This is a genomic window from Streptomyces sp. NPDC043996 (assembly GCF_056435225.1).
Genome location: NZ_JBWKEY010000004.1, coordinates 570,387 through 586,273 on the forward strand (window position 1 = coordinate 570,387; position 15,887 = coordinate 586,273).

Here is a 15,887-nt window from a genome sequence, read left to right on the forward strand (position 1 = left end):
AGTTCGGTGAGTACCCACGACGGCACCGCCCTTGAAGAGCTCATCGACGTGCTGACGCCCGACCGCGTCGGCACCGACGTCTTCCGGGCGCAGGGCCCCTCCGGCGGGGTCCGGCACCTGTACGGCGGCCAGGTGGCCGCGCAGGCCCTGATCGCGGCCGGACGCACCGTCCCCGGCGGGCGGGCGGCGCACTCCCTGCACGCGTACTTCCTGCGGCCCGGCGCGCCAGGCCCTGACGTGCCCGTGACCCATGAGGTGGAGCGGGTGCGCGACGGGCGGTCGCTGAGCGTGCGCCGGGTCACCGCGTTCCAGCGCGGGGAGCCGATCTTCACCGTGGCGGCCTCCTTCCACCAGGACGAGGAGGGGCTCACGCACCAGGACGCCACCCCGTCGGCGCCGCCGCCCGAGTCGCTGCCCACGTACGAGGAACGCCTGACGAAGGTCCTCGGGCAGCGGGTGATGCCGCTGCGGATGCCGTTCGACCTGCGCTACACCGGGCCGCTGAGCGTGGAGGCCGAGCGGGATCCGGCGCTGCGCAGCGCGCGCAACGAGCTGTGGCTGCGCACGGACGGCGCGGTGGGCGACGACGCGCCGCCGCTGCTGCACGCCTGTCTGCTGACGTACATCTCGGACGTGCTGCTCGACACGGTGGCGCTGCGCCACGGCCTGTCGTGGTCGAGCGGCTCGGCCTGGCCGCGCAGCCTGGACCACGCGATGTGGTTCCACCGGGCCTTCCGCGCGGATCGGTGGCTGCTGTTCGCGCAGGAGACGCCGGTGGCGCACGGCGGGCGGGCGCTGGTGCGCGGGCAGGTGTTCACACGCGAGGGCGCGCTGGCGGCATCGGTGGCGCAGGAGGGCCTGGTCAGGATCGGCGACCGGGGCGGGGTCAGTGCGTGAGCCCGCCGGACACCTCGATGACCTGTCCGGTGATGTAGCGGGCGCGGTCGGAGGCGAGGAAGCAGACGACGTGGGCGACGTCGTCGACGGTGCCGAGGCGGCGGCCCGGAATGCGTCTCTTGATCTCCTCCAGGCGTTCGGGCGGGATCGCGGCCGTCATATCGGTGTCGATGAGGCCGGGGGCGACCGCGTTCACCGTGACGCCGAGTTCGCCGATCTCCTTCGCCAGAGCCCGGGTGAAGCCGATGATCCCGGCCTTGGACGCGGCGTACCCGGTCTGGCCGGGAGCGCCGTGGACCCCCACCGACGAGGTGACGTTGACGATGGCGCCCTTCCTCCGTCTCACCAGCGCCATCACCAGGGGCTGCGTGACGGTGAACATGCTGCCGAGGTTGGTCTCGATGGTCTCGTCCCACTCCTCGCGCCGCATGCGCGCGAACACGCTGTCGCGGGCCACCCCGGCGTTGTTGACGAGGACGTCGACGGCGCCGAGGACGTCGAGGGCCGTCTCCGCGAAGCGGGCGGCGTCCTCGGTGTCGGCGACCTGTACGGGCAGTCCGGTGCACTCCTGGTCGGGGTGGGCGGCGCGCAGCCGCTCGCACAGCTCGCGCGCCCGGTCGGCGCTGCGGTGGTAGCCGTAGACGACGTCGGCGCCCTGGGCCAGGGCGAGCCGCACGACACCCGCTCCGATGCCGCGCGCCCCGCCGGTGACGACGACCCGCTTGCCCTCCAGCGGCAGCCGCTCACCCATCCCGCTCACCCCCGTCCCGCACCGCCTGGCTCACGCGGACGCCCCGGTGCGGGCGGCCCTGCGGGCCCGTGCGGCGTCGGCCTCGCGTGCGCGCAGGGACTGGTAGCGCTCCTCGGCGAGGAGGGCCTGCACCATGGGCGTGTAGAAGGGGCCGTCGCCGACGAGCCGCAGTTCCTGGTCGCTGACCTCGACGAATCCATACGAGCCGAGCGCGTCCCAGACCGTCGCGAACTCCTCGTAGACATCGACGCCGAACGCGGACCGGTAGTCGGCCCGGTCGACGGTGAGCCCGAAGAGGTTGCGGAACAGCATCGCGAGCCGCCAGTCCCGCGCGGAGTGCCGGAAGCCGCGCTCGACGGGGAACACTCCCTCGTCGAGCGACTGCTTGTAGCGGGGCAGGCTCAGGTGGTTGATGAAGGACCACGAACGGCCCTCGTCGAGCAGGGAGTTGCCGAAGAACGAGACGGCGGCGTAGCCGAGCCCCACGGTGTCCATGGTGTCGAGCCAGCGGTTGACGCCCTCTTCGTAGGCGCGCCCCACCGGGTCGCCGGGTTTGCGGAAGTTGTACGCGGTGATCTGCTCGTAGCCCTCGTCGGTGAGGAAGTCGCGGGCGGCCCGGTACATCTCCAGGTTGCTGAGGGTGCTGGGCAGTTCGTGGTAGCGGTTGAGCGCGAAGTCGGTGGGGCCGCCGACGTTCAGCTCGTAGTGGGTGATGTCGTGCACGCCCCAGGACACCAGGGTCCGCAGGTCCTCCAGCATGGTGGCGACGGTCTGCTGCGGCCAGCCGAAGATCAGGTCGACATTGGCGGCGAGGCCGAACTCGCGGGCCCACTCGAGGCTCTGGACGACGTGCTGGGTGGTCTGCTTGCGGCCGCTGAGGCTGTTGAGGCGTTCGTTGATCTGCTGGACGCCCATGCTGACGCGGTTCATCCCGGAGTCCTTGATGGCCCGCATCTTGGCGCGCGAGAACAGCTGCGGGATGCCTTCCAGGGTGATGTCGGCCTGGGGCGCGACGACCGGGAAGAGGTCGCGGACGACGTCCATGAGGCGGTGGTAGAGGGGCTCCTTGTAGAGGTTCGAGGTGCCGCCGCCGAAGTACACGGCGCCGAGCGTCGCGCCGTCGAGGGACTCCTTGTACAGGGCCGCCTCGCGCTCCACGTACCCGAAGTAGTTCTCCAGGGCCGCGTTGCCCTGGAACTCCTCGACGGGGAACAGGCAGTAGCCGCACTTGCCGGGGTCGGTCTTGATGCAGTACGGCACGCCGATGTAGAAGTTCACGAACGAGGGCCGTCCGGCCTCCCGTACGCGCCTGCGGTCGGCGGCGACCTCCTCGACCGGCACCGTGGTCTGCGACCAGTACCGCGGCGAGGGGAAGCCGTGCTGGATCTTGTTGACTTGGCGTTTCTCCAGGTGGACGTCGATGTACTGGTGGACGAATCCTTCGTCTAGCACGGGCGGGTCTCTCCCCTCTGGACCTGTGGGTGCGCCGGTCGCGGACCGGGGTCCTGTGGTGTCACGCCGGTCCGGGCGCCGCGGTGGCCGCGGTTTTCGAGGCGCCGGGCGCGGGCGGCTCGTCGGCCGCCTCCGCGATGGCCCCGGCGAGGGCGCGGTCGAGGATGTACCCGGCCAGGTCCTCCAGGCTCTGGTAGTTCAGGGCTTCCATCGCCTCGAAGCGGAAGTCGAGCTTCTCCTGCAGTCGGCGCTGGAGTTCGGTGATCATCAGCGAGTCGAGGCCGATCTCCAGGAGCGCCGTCGACGGGTCCAGGTCGTCGATGTCGATGTCGAAGTCGTCGGCGGCGTGTCCGAGGGTGGCGCGCACCTCGTCGACGAGCCAGCCCGCGACGGTGGCCACGCGCTGGGCGCGGGTGAGCGGCAGCAGTTGGTCGAGCAGTGCCTTGCGTTCGTCGCCCGCCCTGCGGCGCAGGCCGGGGGCGGTGGGCGCGGCGGACAGGTCGCCGGTGGCGAGCGAGGCCATGTGCCGCAGCTCCAGGCCTTCGATCTCGGCGAGGGGGGTGCCCTCGTCGTCGGTGACGCGCACCGTGGCGACGGCGGCGCTGCCGCTGTCGTTGGTGTGGACCCGGACGTGGCTCCACACCTGGGGGGTGAACGGCCGGTACAGGGCCAGGCGGCGGATCGACACCGGTACGTAGGCGCCTTCCAGGAGGTGCGTGGACAGCGTGGTGAGGGCCTCGCCGGTCACGTGCAGGCAGCCGTCAAGGAGGGTGGTGAGCCGGTGGCGGCCGTGCTCGGGGTCGGGGGCGCCGTCGGGCGTGGCGCGGACGCGGCCGAGGGCCTCTCCCCCGTCAGGGCCGCCGACCCACAGCTCGCGCACGGTCGAGAAGTGCGTGCCGTACTCCAGGCCCGCCTCGCGCAGCTGCCCGTAGAAGCGGCCGGGTGTCTGGCCCGCGGTCATGGCCTCGCGCCAGGCCCGGGGCCCTTCGCCGTTGCCGGGGTCCGGGGCGGCGGGGGCGATGACGCCGCGGCAGAACTCGACGGGGTCCTGGTCTCCTTGACGGCCTGTCACGGAGAAGCGGCGCGGCGCGGCGGCGGCGCCCGCGGTCTCCACCAGGGTGCCCGCGACGGTGGTCCTGCCCGGCTTGAGGACCAGGGGGCGCAGGAAGTCGACGTCCTGGAGGGTGACGGCGTGCGGTGTCGGCCCGGCGGCGCTGTCGGCGCTGCCCTCGGGGCGGCAGGCTCGGGCCGCGAGTTCCAGGTAGCCGGTAGCGGGGAACAGCGTCTTGCCCAGGACGCGGTGGTCCGCCCACGGCGTTGCCGCCGTCAGGTCCACCTCGTGCAGGGTGTGTCCGGGCTCCCGCTCGGCCGGGGGCGGCGCCGTGGCGGCGGGCTCGGCGGCGGTGCGGCGCGCCTCGGTGGGCACGTACCAGCCGCCGTCCGTGGGCGTGATCCAGTAGCGGTCCTTGCGGAAGGGGTACTGCGGGGCGGCGACGCGCCGGTAGCCGTCCGCGGGGAAGAGCGCGCGCGGGTCGAGGGGGGCGCCGACGGCCAGGAGCGCGCCCGCCGCCCTGAGCGCGTTCCTGCTGTCGCGGCCGTCGCGCAGGAGGGTGGGGACGAGCCGGGCGTCGATGACGCCGAAGGCCGCGGAGATGGCCGGGGAGAGCGCGGCGTGCGGGCCGATCTCGACGATGGCGGAGCAGCCGGACTCGATGACGGTCCGCATGCCGTCGTGGAAGCGGACGGTCTGGCGGGCCTGGGCGCTCCAGTAGCCGGGCCCCTCCTCGCCGGTGAGGGGTTCCCCGGTGAGGTTGGAGACGACGGGCAGCGTCGGCGCGGCGAGGGTGAGCCCAGCCGCGGCGGCGTCGAGGGCGGGGAGCGCGGGGTCCATCAGCGGCGAGTGGAAGGCGTGCGACACCGTCAGCTCCTTGGTGCGTACGCCGCTGTCCTCGGCCAGGCGCGCGAGCGCGTCGACGGCTCCGGCGGCCCCCGAGACGACCACGGAGCGCGGGCCGTTGACGGCGGCCAGGGAGGCGACGGACTCCCGTCCCGCGAGCCAGCCGCGCACGACGTCAGGCGCGGCGGCGACGGCGAGCATCTTGCCGTCGCGGGGCAGCGCGCCCATGGCGCGGCCGCGCCGGACGCTGAAGAGCGCCGCGTCCTCCAGGCCGAGAAGCCCGCCGACGCACGCGGCCACCAGCTCTCCGATGCTGTGGCCGAGCGCGACGGCGGGCGTGACGCCCCACTGCCTGAGGAGCTCGGCGATGCCGAACTCGACGGCGAACAGGGCTGGCTGGACGTAGGTGGTGTCGTCGAGGCGGGCGGCGGAGGTGTCGGGGTCGAAGAGCACCTCGCGCAGCGGGGTGCCGAGTTCGGCGTCCATGACGGCGGCGCACCGGTCGATCGCGGCGGCGTAGACCGGTTCGGTGGCGTAGAGCTCGCGGGACATGCCGGGGTGCTGGGCGCCCTGCCCGGTGAACACGAAGGCGACCTTGGCGCTCTTGCGGGCCCGCCCTTCGCTGACGCCCGCGGGGGCCCGCCCGGTGCGCCACAGGCGCAGTCCGTCGGCGGCCTCGGCGCTGGTCCGCGCGGTGACGGCGAGCCGGTGGCGCAGGGTGGCCCGCCCGGTGGCGGCGGTGCAGGCGGCGTCGCGCAGGGCGTCGGGTCCCGCCTGGGCCAGGAACCGCTCCCAGCGCTCGGCCAAGTCCGCGAGGCTCTGGGGGGACTTGGCGGACAGGGTGAGCAGTTCGCAGGGGCGGCTCGCGGTCGCGCGCGCGGGGGTGCGCGGGGGTGCCTCGCGCAGGATGGCGTGGGCGTTGGTGCCGCTGTAGCCGAAGGAGTTCACCCCGGCGAGGCGGGGCGTTTCACCGCGGGGCCAGGGGACGGGTTCGGTGGGGACGCGCACGGGAGTGCCGTGCAGGTCGATCTTCGGGTTGAGTTCGTCGAGGTGGACGCTGGGGAAGATCACTTCCCGGTCGAGGGACAGGGCGGCGCGCAGCACGCCGAGGAGTCCGGCGCCCGCTTCGATGTGTCCGAAGTTGCTCTTGGCGGAGCCGACGTACAAGGTCCTTTCGGGCGGGCGGCCGCGGCCGTAGGCGTTGACGATGGCGCTCATCTCGATGGGGTCGCCGACGGGGGTGCCGGTGCCGTGCGCCTCCACGTAGCCCGTGTGGGCGATGTCGACGTCGCAGCCGACACCGCCGACGCCGCCGACGGCGCTGCGGATGACCTTCTCCTGGTTGAGGCCGTTGGGCGCGGTCAGGGCCTGGGTGCGGCCGTCGTGGTTGACGGCGGTGCCGACGATCGCGGCGAGGATCGGGTCGCCGCGGTCCACGGCCAGGTCCTCGCGGCGCAGCAGCATGGCGACGCAGCCCTCGCTGCGGACGTATCCGTCGGCCCGCGCGTCGAACGCGCGGCACTGTCCGGTGCGGGAGAGAAGGCCGAGCTTGGAGAAGGCGATGTGGATGCCGGGGTTGAGGATGAGGTTGACCCCGGCGACGAGGGCGGTGTCGCACTCGCCGAGGAGGATGGACTGCCGGGCCAGGTGCAGGGCGACGAGGGCGCCGGAGCAGGCCGTGTCGACGGCGAGGCAGGGCCCTTCGACGCCGAGGAAGTGCGCGACGCGCCCGACGCTGATGCTGGTGGCGTCGCCCATCGCGTCGTACGGGGTGATGCCTTCGGGACCCTGGAGGCTGTTCTTGAGCATCGAGTAGTTGTTGGTGTTCATGGACGCGAGGAACACGCCGGTGGAGGTGGCGCGGAGTTCCTCGGGGTTCTGTGCGCCGTTCTCCAGGGCGTGCCACACGGTCTGCAGCAGGAGGCGCTGCTGGGGGTCCATGCGCGCGGCCTCGGTGTCGGAGATGCCGAAGAACCCGGCGTCGAAGCGGTCGACGTCGCGGACGAAGCCGCCGTGCCGCACATACGTCCTGCCGGGCCGCAGCGGGTCGGGGTCGTAGAAGTCGTCGGCGCCCCAGCGGTCGCCCGGGATCTGCTCGATGCAGTCCCTGCCGTGCAGGAACGCGCGGTGGGCCTCGTCCACGTCGGCCACGCCGCCGGGAAGCGCGCAGCCGACTCCGACAATCGCGACAGCCTGGGATTCCACTACGGTCGTCTCCTTCGGGACACTGCGCACCCATAACGGCCCTGCGAGTTACGGACTTTTCGATCCCCGGAGTTTCCTCGCCACGCGCATGCGCCATGAATGTGCGGCGCCACCTGAGAGGCCACGAGAAAGCACGCGGTTTTTCTCAACGCCGCACTCTGGCCGACCTTTTCTGGCATAGCGGAACACGAATGACCATACTCGTGGCCCCGACCTTGTCAAGGTACTGACTCCGCATATAAGAACGCCCCTTCACGAGGAACGGAAGGGGCGCTGGAGGGCGTTGGGACCCGAGGTGAGCGGGGTGTGGGGCGGCAGGGCCGCGGGAGGTGAGGCGTGTGCACCGTGACGGAGGGGAATGCGGTTCGGCAGGTGACTCGTAAGGAATGGGCGGCGGTCGGTTTTCCGCCAGAAACGTCCACAGGGGGCACGGCGGGGGAACCCACCCGGGACGTCGCTTTTCCTGCCCCGCGCCAAGCGGACCCCGCCGTCAATTCCCGTACGGGGTGGGCCGGAACTGTTCTGGCCCACCCCCGTGCGTCACGCCCCGCCGGCCGCCGTCTCGTCGAGGGTGATGGCCTGGACCGGGCAGGCCCGTGCCGCCTCGCGCAGCATCGGGTCGCCCGCCCCGTCCTCGCGGCCGGGCAGCAGTTCGCTGAAGCCGTCGTCGTCCTGGGTGAAGACGCCGGGGGCGGTCAGGACGCACTGGCCCGCCCCGATGCAGCGGTCCGTGTCGATGGCGACGCGCATCAGCCGCGCCCCCAGGTGACGGGCAGGTCGATCGGCCCCTGGATGGTGTCGCCCGGCTTGATGGGGATCTCCGCCACCGGGGCGGCGAGCCGCAGGTCGGGCACGCGCGCGAGCAGCGAGTTCAGCGCGATCTCCAGTTCCAGGCGGGCGAGGTTCTGGCCGAGGCACTGGTGGATGCCGAAGCCGAACGCGAGGTGGTGGCGGGCGCTCCTGCGCACGTCGAGATCGTCCGCGTCGGGATAGACCGCCGCGTCACGGTTGATGGCCGACGCGGCGAGGAGCACGCCGTCGTCGGCGCGGATGGTGTGCCCGGCGATCTCGATGTCCTCGGTCGCGACGCGGGCGAGCGCGTCGGCGATCGAGAGGAAGCGCAGGAGTTCCTCGACCGCGTCCCGGATCAGCTCCGGCTCCGCGCGCACGGCGGCGAGCTGCTCGGGGTGTTCGAGCAGGGTGAGGGTGCCCAGCGAGATCATGTTGGCGGTCGTCTCGTGCCCGGCGACGAGCAGGATGAGGGCAAGCCGTGCCAGTTCGTCACGGTCCAGGTCGCCGGTGCTCAGCCGGTCGCGGACGAGGTCGTCGAGCATGCCCCGGCCCGCCCCGGCGCCTCTCTCCTTCGCCTCCTCGCTCTTCCGGTCGATCAACTCGCCGAGATAGCGCATCAGTTCACGCCGCCCCTCCTCGGACTCCTGTGGCGTCACGCCCCGCAGCAGGCGCCGCGACGCGCCCTCGAAGAACTCGTGATCGGCGTACGGCACGCCGAGGAGTTCGCAGATCACGATGGAGGGCACCGGAAGCGCGAACGCGTTCACCAGGTCGACGGGCGGCCCCGCCGCGAGCAGGTCGTCCAGCAGGCCGTCGACGATCGCCTGGATGCGGGGCCGCATCGCGGCCACGCGTTTCACGCCGAACGGCGGGATGAGCATGCGGCGTTGCTTGTTGTGCTCGGGGTCGTCGACGCCGAGCAGCGCGGTCGGCACCGTGCGGGCGACCTCGAAGCGGGGGGCGAGCGAGGGGAAGGCCGGATTCTGCCGGTCGGAGGAAAGCCGGGCGTCGGTGAGCAGCGCCTGCGCCTCGGCGTGCCCGGTGACGAGCCAGGCCTCGGTGCCGTCATAGAGGGTGACGCGGCTGAGCGGGCCCTGTTCGCTCAGCGGACGGTATCCGGCGGGCGGGTGGTAGGGACAGGTGCGGTCCTGAGGGAAGGCGGCGGCTTGCGGCATGCGTGTCTCCGGTTCTCGGGCGAGCGTACGGAATCTGCCAGTCCCCCGAGGCGTTCCGTCCCCTATTTCATGCCCCTTGCAGCTATCCCTATGATGTGCGGTTCAGCCAAATTCTCCTCTCCTGTCCCCCATTTAAGGGAATGGGCCGAAAACCGGCCCTTGCGAAGCCATGTCGCCCCGCACGTGACCATGGGCGCGTCCGCCTCGGTCGCAGACGCGCACGTCAGGCCCACCGGGCCCGATTGGCTAGATTTTGGCGGCGGTCAGGGCAGGCGCGCGGCGCCCGGAAGGCGCCCGGGAGCGGCGCGGGCCGTGCGGCGCGGCGCGGCGAGCCCCTTGAGGTCGCGCACGTACCAGTGGTCGCGCGCGCCGTCCGCGTCCTGGGCCCGCCGCACATAGGTGAAGCCCGCCCGCCGGGCGACGGCCTCGGACGCGGGGTTGTCCGGGTCCACCCGGATCACGCCCATGGTCGCGCCCTCGCCCGCCGCGTAGCGGCAGATCAGGTCGACGGCGCGGGTGGCGAGGCCCCGGCCGCGCCAGGCCGGGTAGAGCCCGTAGGCGATGTTGGCCTCCCCGGGGGCGAGGCCCGGCATGGCGAGCCGCACGTCGATCGTGCCCGCCAGCGTCGGCCCGTCCCCGACGCGCACGCCGAAGGCGCGCAGCGGTCCGCCGGTGAGCCACTGCTCCTGACAGTGGCGTACGTACGCGCGGGTGCTCTCCGGCGTTGACGGACCGCCGTTGAGCCAGCGCACCAGCAGCTCGTCCTCGCCCGCCAGGTGCGCGTCGACGTCGTTGAGGGTCAAGGGCGACAAGGTGACGACACCGTCCGCCCATTCGATGTCTCGCACGGGGTGACTGTCGCCTGCCGCCGCCCGCGCGGGCAAGCGAATATCAGGCCGGGGGCGCGGGCCCGCGCCCCCGGTGGCGCGTTCACGACTCGACGTACTCGCGCAGGTGGTGGGCCGTCACGGTGGTTCCCTCCGCGATGAGTTCCGCCGGGGTGCCGGTGAAGACCACCTCACCGCCGTCGTGCCCGCCGCCGGGGCCGAGGTCGATGATCCAGTCGGCGTGGGCCATCACGGCCTGATGGTGCTCGATGACGACGACCGAGTTGCCGTCGTCGACAAGCCGGTCCAGGAGGGCGAGGAGCTTGTCCACGTCGGCCAGGTGCAGTCCGGTGGTCGGCTCGTCCAGGACATAGGTGGCGGACGTCTCGGCCATGTGGATGGCCAGCTTCAGCCGCTGCCGCTCGCCTCCGGAGAGGGTGTTGAGCGGCTGGCCGAGACGCAGATAGCCGAGCCCGACGTCGCTGAGCCGGGCGAGGATGGCGCGGGCCCGGCCCGTGGGGAAGAACGCGTGCGCCTCCGCCACCGACATGCCGAGGACCTCGCTGATGTTCTTGCCGCGCAGCGTGTAGGTGAGGACCTCGGGCGTGAACCGCTTGCCGTCGCACTTCTCGCAGACGGACGCGACCTGCGCCATCATCGCCAGGTCGGTGTAGACGAGCCCGATGCCGTTGCAGTGCGGGCAGGCGCCCTCGGAGTTGGCGCTGAACAGCGCGGGCTTGACGTTGTTGGCCTTGGCGAAGGCCGCGCGGACCGGGCCGAGCAGGCCGGTGTACGTCGCCGGGTTCGAGCGGCGCGAGCCCCGGATCGGCGACTGGTCGGCGACCACGACGCCGTCCTGGCCGGACAGATAGCCGTGGATCAGCGAGCTCTTGCCGGAGCCCGCGACGCCGGTGACGACGGTGAGCACGCCGAGCGGCACGTCGACGTCCACGCCCTTCAGGTTGTGCCGGTCGGCGCCCTTGATGGACAGCTGCCCCTTCGGCGCCCGCACGCTGGCGCGGGGCGCCGCCCGGTGCCCGAGGTGGCGCCCGGTGAGCGTGCCGGAGCCGCGCAGGCCCGCGACGTCCCCGGTGTAGCAGATCTCGCCGCCCGCCTCCCCGGCTCCAGGTCCGAGGTCCACGACGTGGTCGGCGATGGCGACGACCTCCGGCTTGTGCTCGACCACGAGCACCGTGTTGCCCTTGTCGCGCAGCCGGAGGAGCAGGCCGTTCATGCGCTGGATGTCGTGCGGGTGCAGGCCGACGGTGGGCTCGTCGAAGACGTACGTCACGTCCGTGATGCTGGAGCCGAGGTGGCGGACCATCTTCACGCGCTGTGCCTCGCCGCCGGACAGCGTGCCCGAGGGGCGGTCCAGGCTGAGGTAGCCGAGGCCGATCTCCACCAGCGAGTCGAGGAGGTCCCGCAGCGTGGCGAGCAGCGGCGCGGCGCCCGGTGCCTCGATGCCGCGGATGAACTCCACCAGGTCGCTGATCTGCAGCGCCGCGCACTCGGCGATGTTGAGTCCGTTGATCCGGGAGCCGAGCGCGGCCCGGGTGAGCCGGGCGCCCTCGCACAGCGGGCACCGGGCGAAGACCACGGCCCGCTCGACGAAGCTCCGGATGTGCGGCTGGAGTGCGTCGCGGTCCTTGGCGAGCCAGCCGCGCTGCATCTTGGCGACGAGGCCTTCGTAGGTGAAGCCGTTGGAGCCGACCTTCACCTTGACCGGGCCCTTGTGCAGCAGGTCGTCCCACTCCTGGCCGGTGAAGTCCTTGAGCTTCTTGTCGGGGTCGCAGTAGCCGGAGTTGACTATGATCTGCCAGCTCCAGGAGTCCACCGCGTAGTTCGGCACGGTGATGGCGCCCTCGTTGAGGGACAGCTCCCGGTCGACCAGCTGGTCGACGTCCACGGTCGCGACCTCGCCGGTCCCCTCGCACTCGGGACACATGCCGTCGGGCAGGTTGAAGCTGAAGGCGCCCGCGTCGCCGAGGTTCGGGGTGCCGAGGCGGCCGAAGACGATCCGCAGCATCGTGTAGGCGTCCGTCGCGGTGCCCACCGTGGAGCGGGAGTTGGCGCCCATGCGCTCCTGGTCGACGACGATCGCCGCGCTGAGGTTGCGCAGCTCGTCGACGTCGGGGCGGCCGACGCTCGGCATGAACGACTGGACGAACGCGGTGTACGTCTCGTTGATCAGCCGCTGCGACTCGGCCGCGATGGTGCCGAAGACCAGCGAGGACTTGCCCGATCCCGAGACGCCGGTGAACACGGTGAGACGGCGTTTGGGCAGGTCGAGCGAGACGTCCTTCAGGTTGTTCGCACGCGCGCCGCGGACCTGGATCACGGTGTGGCTGTCGGCGGGGGTGACGTTCACGGGTGCTCCTCGTACGGTTCGACGGAGCGCACAGCGTACACCGTACTCAATTCACGCGTCCGGCCTTTTGCACCCTCACCCCCTCACCAGGGCCTCACGCCCCGCATGCGAAGAAAGGCTTCTCCTTTCCGTTCTGTAGGCCTTTCGGGTGAATGCCCGAGTGCGGGGGCGGATGCGGGGGCAGCCTGGCGATGCCCGCCCACCAGCACGGGCATCTCCGCTCCGCACGGAACCGAACAGAAAGGCACCCCTTCTCCATGATCAAGAAGCGCACCTCCGCCACCACGGCGGGAGCCGCCAAGCGGGCGCTCCTCGCCACCGCCGCTGCCACCCTCCTCGCCACCGGCGGCCTGGTCGCGGCCGCGCCCGCCGGTGCGGCCGACTGCCCCAGCGGCCACTTCTGCGCGTGGGAGCACGCCAATTACGACGGCCAGCGCGCCAACTGGTCCGGCGACGACAGCTGGTGGGAGAGCTACATCGCGGACGAGGACTCCTCGTGGGCCAACCACGGCATCTCGGGCGCCGGCATCAAGGACCACGTCAAGGTGTACTCACGGGCCCACCAGGGCGGCCACATGACCATCTGCCTCACCCCGGGCCAAGAGGTCAACTACAACGGCGCGGCCAACGACGACGGCGACTCCCACACGTGGGGCATGAGCTGCTGATCCGCCGCACTCCACGGGTCCGTCGCCCTCGGGCGGCGGACCCGTTCCGCTTGTCCCCGGCCGCGTCCGCGCCCACGACGTCCTACTTCCGCAGCCAGTGGCTCACCGTCTCGCGCCACTGCTCGAACAGGGCGCGGTCCCCGATGACCTCGGGCGCCTCGGCGAGCACCGACTCGCGCTGGTACAGGAGCGCGAGGAGCGAGGCGGCCGGGCCGCGCACCGCCACGGCGGCCTTCTCGTGGGTGCGCCGGGTGGTGATGGCGTCACCGGTCAGATCGATCAGCCACTCCCCCGCGGCCGCGGGCTCGACGTCGGTGGCGTGGAGGTGGACGGTGCGGCCGGGGCCGAGCAGCGCGCGCAGCGCCTCGGGGGATTCATAGACCTGCGGCAGCTCGGTGAACTCCATCCACTCGTTCAGGCCGATCAGGGCGACGTCCGCGTCGAGGGGGTACGGGCCGCCGACGGCGGTGACGGCGTCCGCGCGGTGCAGGACCGTCTCGAACAGCATGCGGCGGCCCCAGAAGACCGGTGTGCCGCCGGGCGCCGGGGTCCACACCCGCGCGTCGGGGCCCGCCTCGCGCAGGGTGTCCGCGAGCAGCGCCGCGCCCTCGGCCAGCCAGTCTCCGAGGGCGGCGGCGTCGGCCGTGTCGTCCCCGTCGACGTCGTCGACCTGGTCGTGGGGCACGGGTCCGCTCGCCCGGGTCCGCACGACGCGCTCGCTCCAGCGGTGCGCGCCGCCCACGTGCCGCAGCAGGTTGCCGAGGCTCCAGCCCGGGCAGGTCGGTACGGGCGCGGTGAGGTCGGCGTCCTTGATGAGGGACCGCAACTGCTCGGTCTGCGTGACGATTTCGGCGGCGTAGCGTTCCAAGGTCACGTTCGTCATGTCCTTACGGTAGATCGCGATGGATCACGTCGGTGGTGATGGGTCATGTCGGTTGCGATGGGTCACGTCGGTTGTGGTTCCAGGGACGGCCCCCGCTCCCGCCGCTCCCTGCGCTCCCTGCGCTATGACGCGGTCGCCAGGAACTGCGTGGCCGCCAGCTCCCCGTACAGCGGGTCGGCCGTGACGAGTTCGTCGTGGGTGCCGGTCGCGCGGACCTTGCCCGCGTCCATGACGACGATCTGGTCGGCGAGCGTCACCGTCGACAGACGGTGCGCGACGACCAGGACGGTCACGTCCTGGGACACCTCGGCGACGACGTCGCGCAGGGCGAGTTCGTTGACGGCGTCGAGCTGGGAGGTGGCCTCGTCCAGGAGCAGCAGCCGGGGCTTGCGCAGCAGGGCGCGGGCGATGGCCACCCGCTGCCGTTCGCCGCCGGAGAGCTTCGAGCCGCGGTGGCCGACCACGGTCTCCAGGCCGTCGGGAAGGCGGGCGACGAGGGCGTCGAGGCGGGCGCGGACGAGGACGTCCTGGAGGTCGGCCTCGGTGGCGTCCGGCGCGGCGAAGACGAGGTTCTCGCGCAGGGTGCCCGCGAGGACCGGCGCGTCCTGTTCGACGTATCCGATGGCGGCGCGCAGGTCCGCGAGGGGCCAGTCCCTGACGTCCTCGCCGTCGACGAGGACGCGTCCGCCCGCGACTTCGTAGAACCGCTCGACGAGCCCGAAGACGGTGGTCTTGCCCGCGCCGGACGGGCCGACGAAGGCGGTCATGCCGGGGCTCGGCACGGTGAAGCTCACGCCGTGGTGCACCAGGGGAAGCTCGTCCTGGTAGCGGAAGGTGACGTCCTCGAAGGCCACGGCCGCGGGCTTGCGGGCCGCGTCGGCCGCGCGCGGCGCGCCCTCGCCCAGGTCCTCGGTCTCCATGCGCTCGGCGCGCACGATGCGGGCGACGGCGGCGGCGCCCACCTGGTACTGGGTGACCGCGTCGACGAGTCGGCTGACCGGGTCGATCAGGTAGAAGAGCAGCATCAGGAACGCCACCAGGGTGGCGACGGAGATCGCCTCGGAGGCCACGCGCGCGCCGCCGACGCCGAGCACCGCGAGGAACGACACCTGGATCGCGAAGCCCATCGAACTCCAGGCCACGGCCTGCCACTTGGCCGACATCACGCCGTGCCGCCAGGCCTCCTTGGCGGCCGCCTCGACCGCGGCCGACTCGCGCGTCTCGGCGCCGGAGGCCTTCAGGGTGCGGAAGGCGCCGAAGGCCCGCTCCAGGGCGGTCGAGATCGTGGCGACCGCTTCCTGGGAGCGCTCGGTCGCCTTGGAGATCTTCGGCATGACGAATCCGGTGGCGGCGCCGATGAGCACGATCACCCCGAGGGTGACACCGAGGAGGACCGGGTCCATGAAGGCCATCATCACGATCGTCGCGACGACCGTGAGGGCACCGGAGAACGCCGACACGACCGCCTGTGTGGTGACCGCCTGGAGCAGGGTCGTGTCCGAGGTGACGCGGGACATCAGATCGCCGGGCTGGACGCGTTCGATCTCGCTGACCTTCAGGCGCAGCAGCCGCCGTATCAGCGAGCGCCGGGAGTCCAGGACGACGGACTGGGCGGTGCGCTCCAGGATGTAGCTGCCGACGGACTCGACGGCGGTGCCGATGACGAGCAGTCCGGTCAGCAGGATGAGGATCGAGGCGATGGACTCGTCGTCGGAGAGCCGGTTGACCAGCTGTTCGACGGCCACCGGCTGGGCGAGGCCGGTGGCCGCGCCGATCAGTGTGAACAGCGCTCCGAGCGCCACGACGCCGCGGTGCGGGCGGAAGTGGCGGTAGAGCACGCGCCAGGTCTCCTTGGCGGGCAGCCGCTCGGGCTTGCTCTCTTTCCCGCCGGGTTCCGTCCCACCGCGCTCGGTGCCAGCGCGCTCGGCCCCGGCCAGTTCGGTCCCACCGTGTTCGGTTCCACTGATCTCAG

General features: G+C 72.1%; 11 protein-coding genes. 2 read left to right on the top strand and 9 right to left on the bottom strand.

What is annotated here, in order from left to right:
• The first annotated feature begins 6 nt into the window (after positions 1-6).
• A complete protein-coding gene (locus tag AC07A4_RS13355; protein WP_478597044.1) occupies positions 7-897 on the top strand; it encodes an acyl-CoA thioesterase in 891 nt (296 codons plus the stop codon).
• On the opposite strand, the gene AC07A4_RS13360 is transcribed toward AC07A4_RS13355, so the two are convergent.
• The 7 genes from AC07A4_RS13360 to AC07A4_RS13390 form a co-directional block, all read right to left on the bottom strand.
• Positions 887-1,648: an SDR family oxidoreductase gene (locus AC07A4_RS13360; protein WP_478597047.1), complete on the bottom strand. Its 762-nt coding sequence runs from the start codon at positions 1,646-1,648 to the stop codon at positions 887-889. The two genes, AC07A4_RS13355 and AC07A4_RS13360, sit on opposite strands and share 11 nt — an antisense overlap.
• 30 nt (positions 1,649-1,678) lie before the next feature.
• Positions 1,679-3,100, bottom strand: coding sequence for a coproporphyrinogen-III oxidase family protein (locus tag AC07A4_RS13365; RefSeq protein ID WP_478597050.1), 1,422 nt, complete (start codon positions 3,098-3,100; stop codon positions 1,679-1,681).
• Positions 3,101-3,161: 61 nt separating this feature from the next.
• Entirely contained in the window at positions 3,162-7,202 is a 4,041-nt protein-coding gene (locus AC07A4_RS13370; RefSeq protein ID WP_478597052.1) for a type I polyketide synthase, read from the bottom strand.
• A 540-nt stretch (positions 7,203-7,742) separates the two neighbouring features.
• Positions 7,743-7,952 carry a ferredoxin gene (locus AC07A4_RS13375; protein ID WP_478597054.1) on the bottom strand — a complete coding sequence of 70 codons (210 nt, stop codon included), beginning with the start codon at positions 7,950-7,952 and terminating at the stop codon, positions 7,743-7,745.
• Entirely contained in the window at positions 7,952-9,169 is a 1,218-nt protein-coding gene (locus AC07A4_RS13380) for a cytochrome P450 (RefSeq protein ID WP_478597056.1), read from the bottom strand. The genes AC07A4_RS13375 and AC07A4_RS13380 overlap by 1 nt, the downstream gene beginning before the upstream one ends.
• Before the next feature lie 263 nt (positions 9,170-9,432).
• Complete coding sequence (locus AC07A4_RS13385; RefSeq protein ID WP_478597059.1) at positions 9,433-10,017, bottom strand: GNAT family N-acetyltransferase; 585 nt, start codon at positions 10,015-10,017, stop codon at positions 9,433-9,435.
• A gap of 82 nt (positions 10,018-10,099) precedes the next feature.
• The gene (locus AC07A4_RS13390) at positions 10,100-12,364 is read right to left on the bottom strand and encodes an ATP-binding cassette domain-containing protein (protein ID WP_478597060.1); all 2,265 of its coding nucleotides are present in this window, start codon (positions 12,362-12,364) and stop codon (positions 10,100-10,102) included.
• A 257-nt stretch (positions 12,365-12,621) separates the two neighbouring features.
• Here AC07A4_RS13390 and AC07A4_RS13395 point away from each other — a divergent pair, with 257 nt between their 5' ends.
• Entirely contained in the window at positions 12,622-13,032 is a 411-nt protein-coding gene (locus AC07A4_RS13395) for a peptidase inhibitor family I36 protein (RefSeq protein ID WP_478597062.1), read from the top strand.
• 82 nt (positions 13,033-13,114) lie between these two features.
• Here the strand turns inward: AC07A4_RS13395 and AC07A4_RS13400 are convergent, their stop codons facing one another.
• Together AC07A4_RS13400 and AC07A4_RS13405 are read right to left on the bottom strand one after the other, a co-directional pair.
• Positions 13,115-13,915 (bottom strand): maleylpyruvate isomerase family mycothiol-dependent enzyme, encoded by an 801-nt coding sequence (locus AC07A4_RS13400; protein ID WP_478597065.1) that lies wholly within the window; start codon positions 13,913-13,915, stop codon positions 13,115-13,117.
• Positions 13,916-14,037: 122 nt separating this feature from the next.
• On the bottom strand, positions 14,038-15,777 hold the full coding sequence (locus tag AC07A4_RS13405) for an ABC transporter ATP-binding protein (RefSeq protein WP_478597511.1): 1,740 nt from the start codon (positions 15,775-15,777) through the stop codon (positions 14,038-14,040).
• Between the last annotated feature and the right edge of the window lie 110 nt (positions 15,778-15,887).

Bases quoted from the DNA above. Each gene is read 5' to 3' on its own strand.
- AC07A4_RS13395 (WP_478597062.1), top strand. From the start codon at position 12,622: ATGATCAAGAAGCGCACCTCCGCCACCACGGCGGGAGCCGCCAAGCGG.
- AC07A4_RS13360 (WP_478597047.1), bottom strand. From the start codon at position 1,648: ATGGGTGAGCGGCTGCCGCTGGAGGGCAAGCGGGTCGTCGTCACCGGC.
- AC07A4_RS13375 (WP_478597054.1), bottom strand. From the start codon at position 7,952: ATGCGCGTCGCCATCGACACGGACCGCTGCATCGGGGCGGGCCAGTGC.
- AC07A4_RS13400 (WP_478597065.1), bottom strand. From the start codon at position 13,915: ATGACGAACGTGACCTTGGAACGCTACGCCGCCGAAATCGTCACGCAG.
- AC07A4_RS13380 (WP_478597056.1), bottom strand. From the start codon at position 9,169: ATGCCGCAAGCCGCCGCCTTCCCTCAGGACCGCACCTGTCCCTACCAC.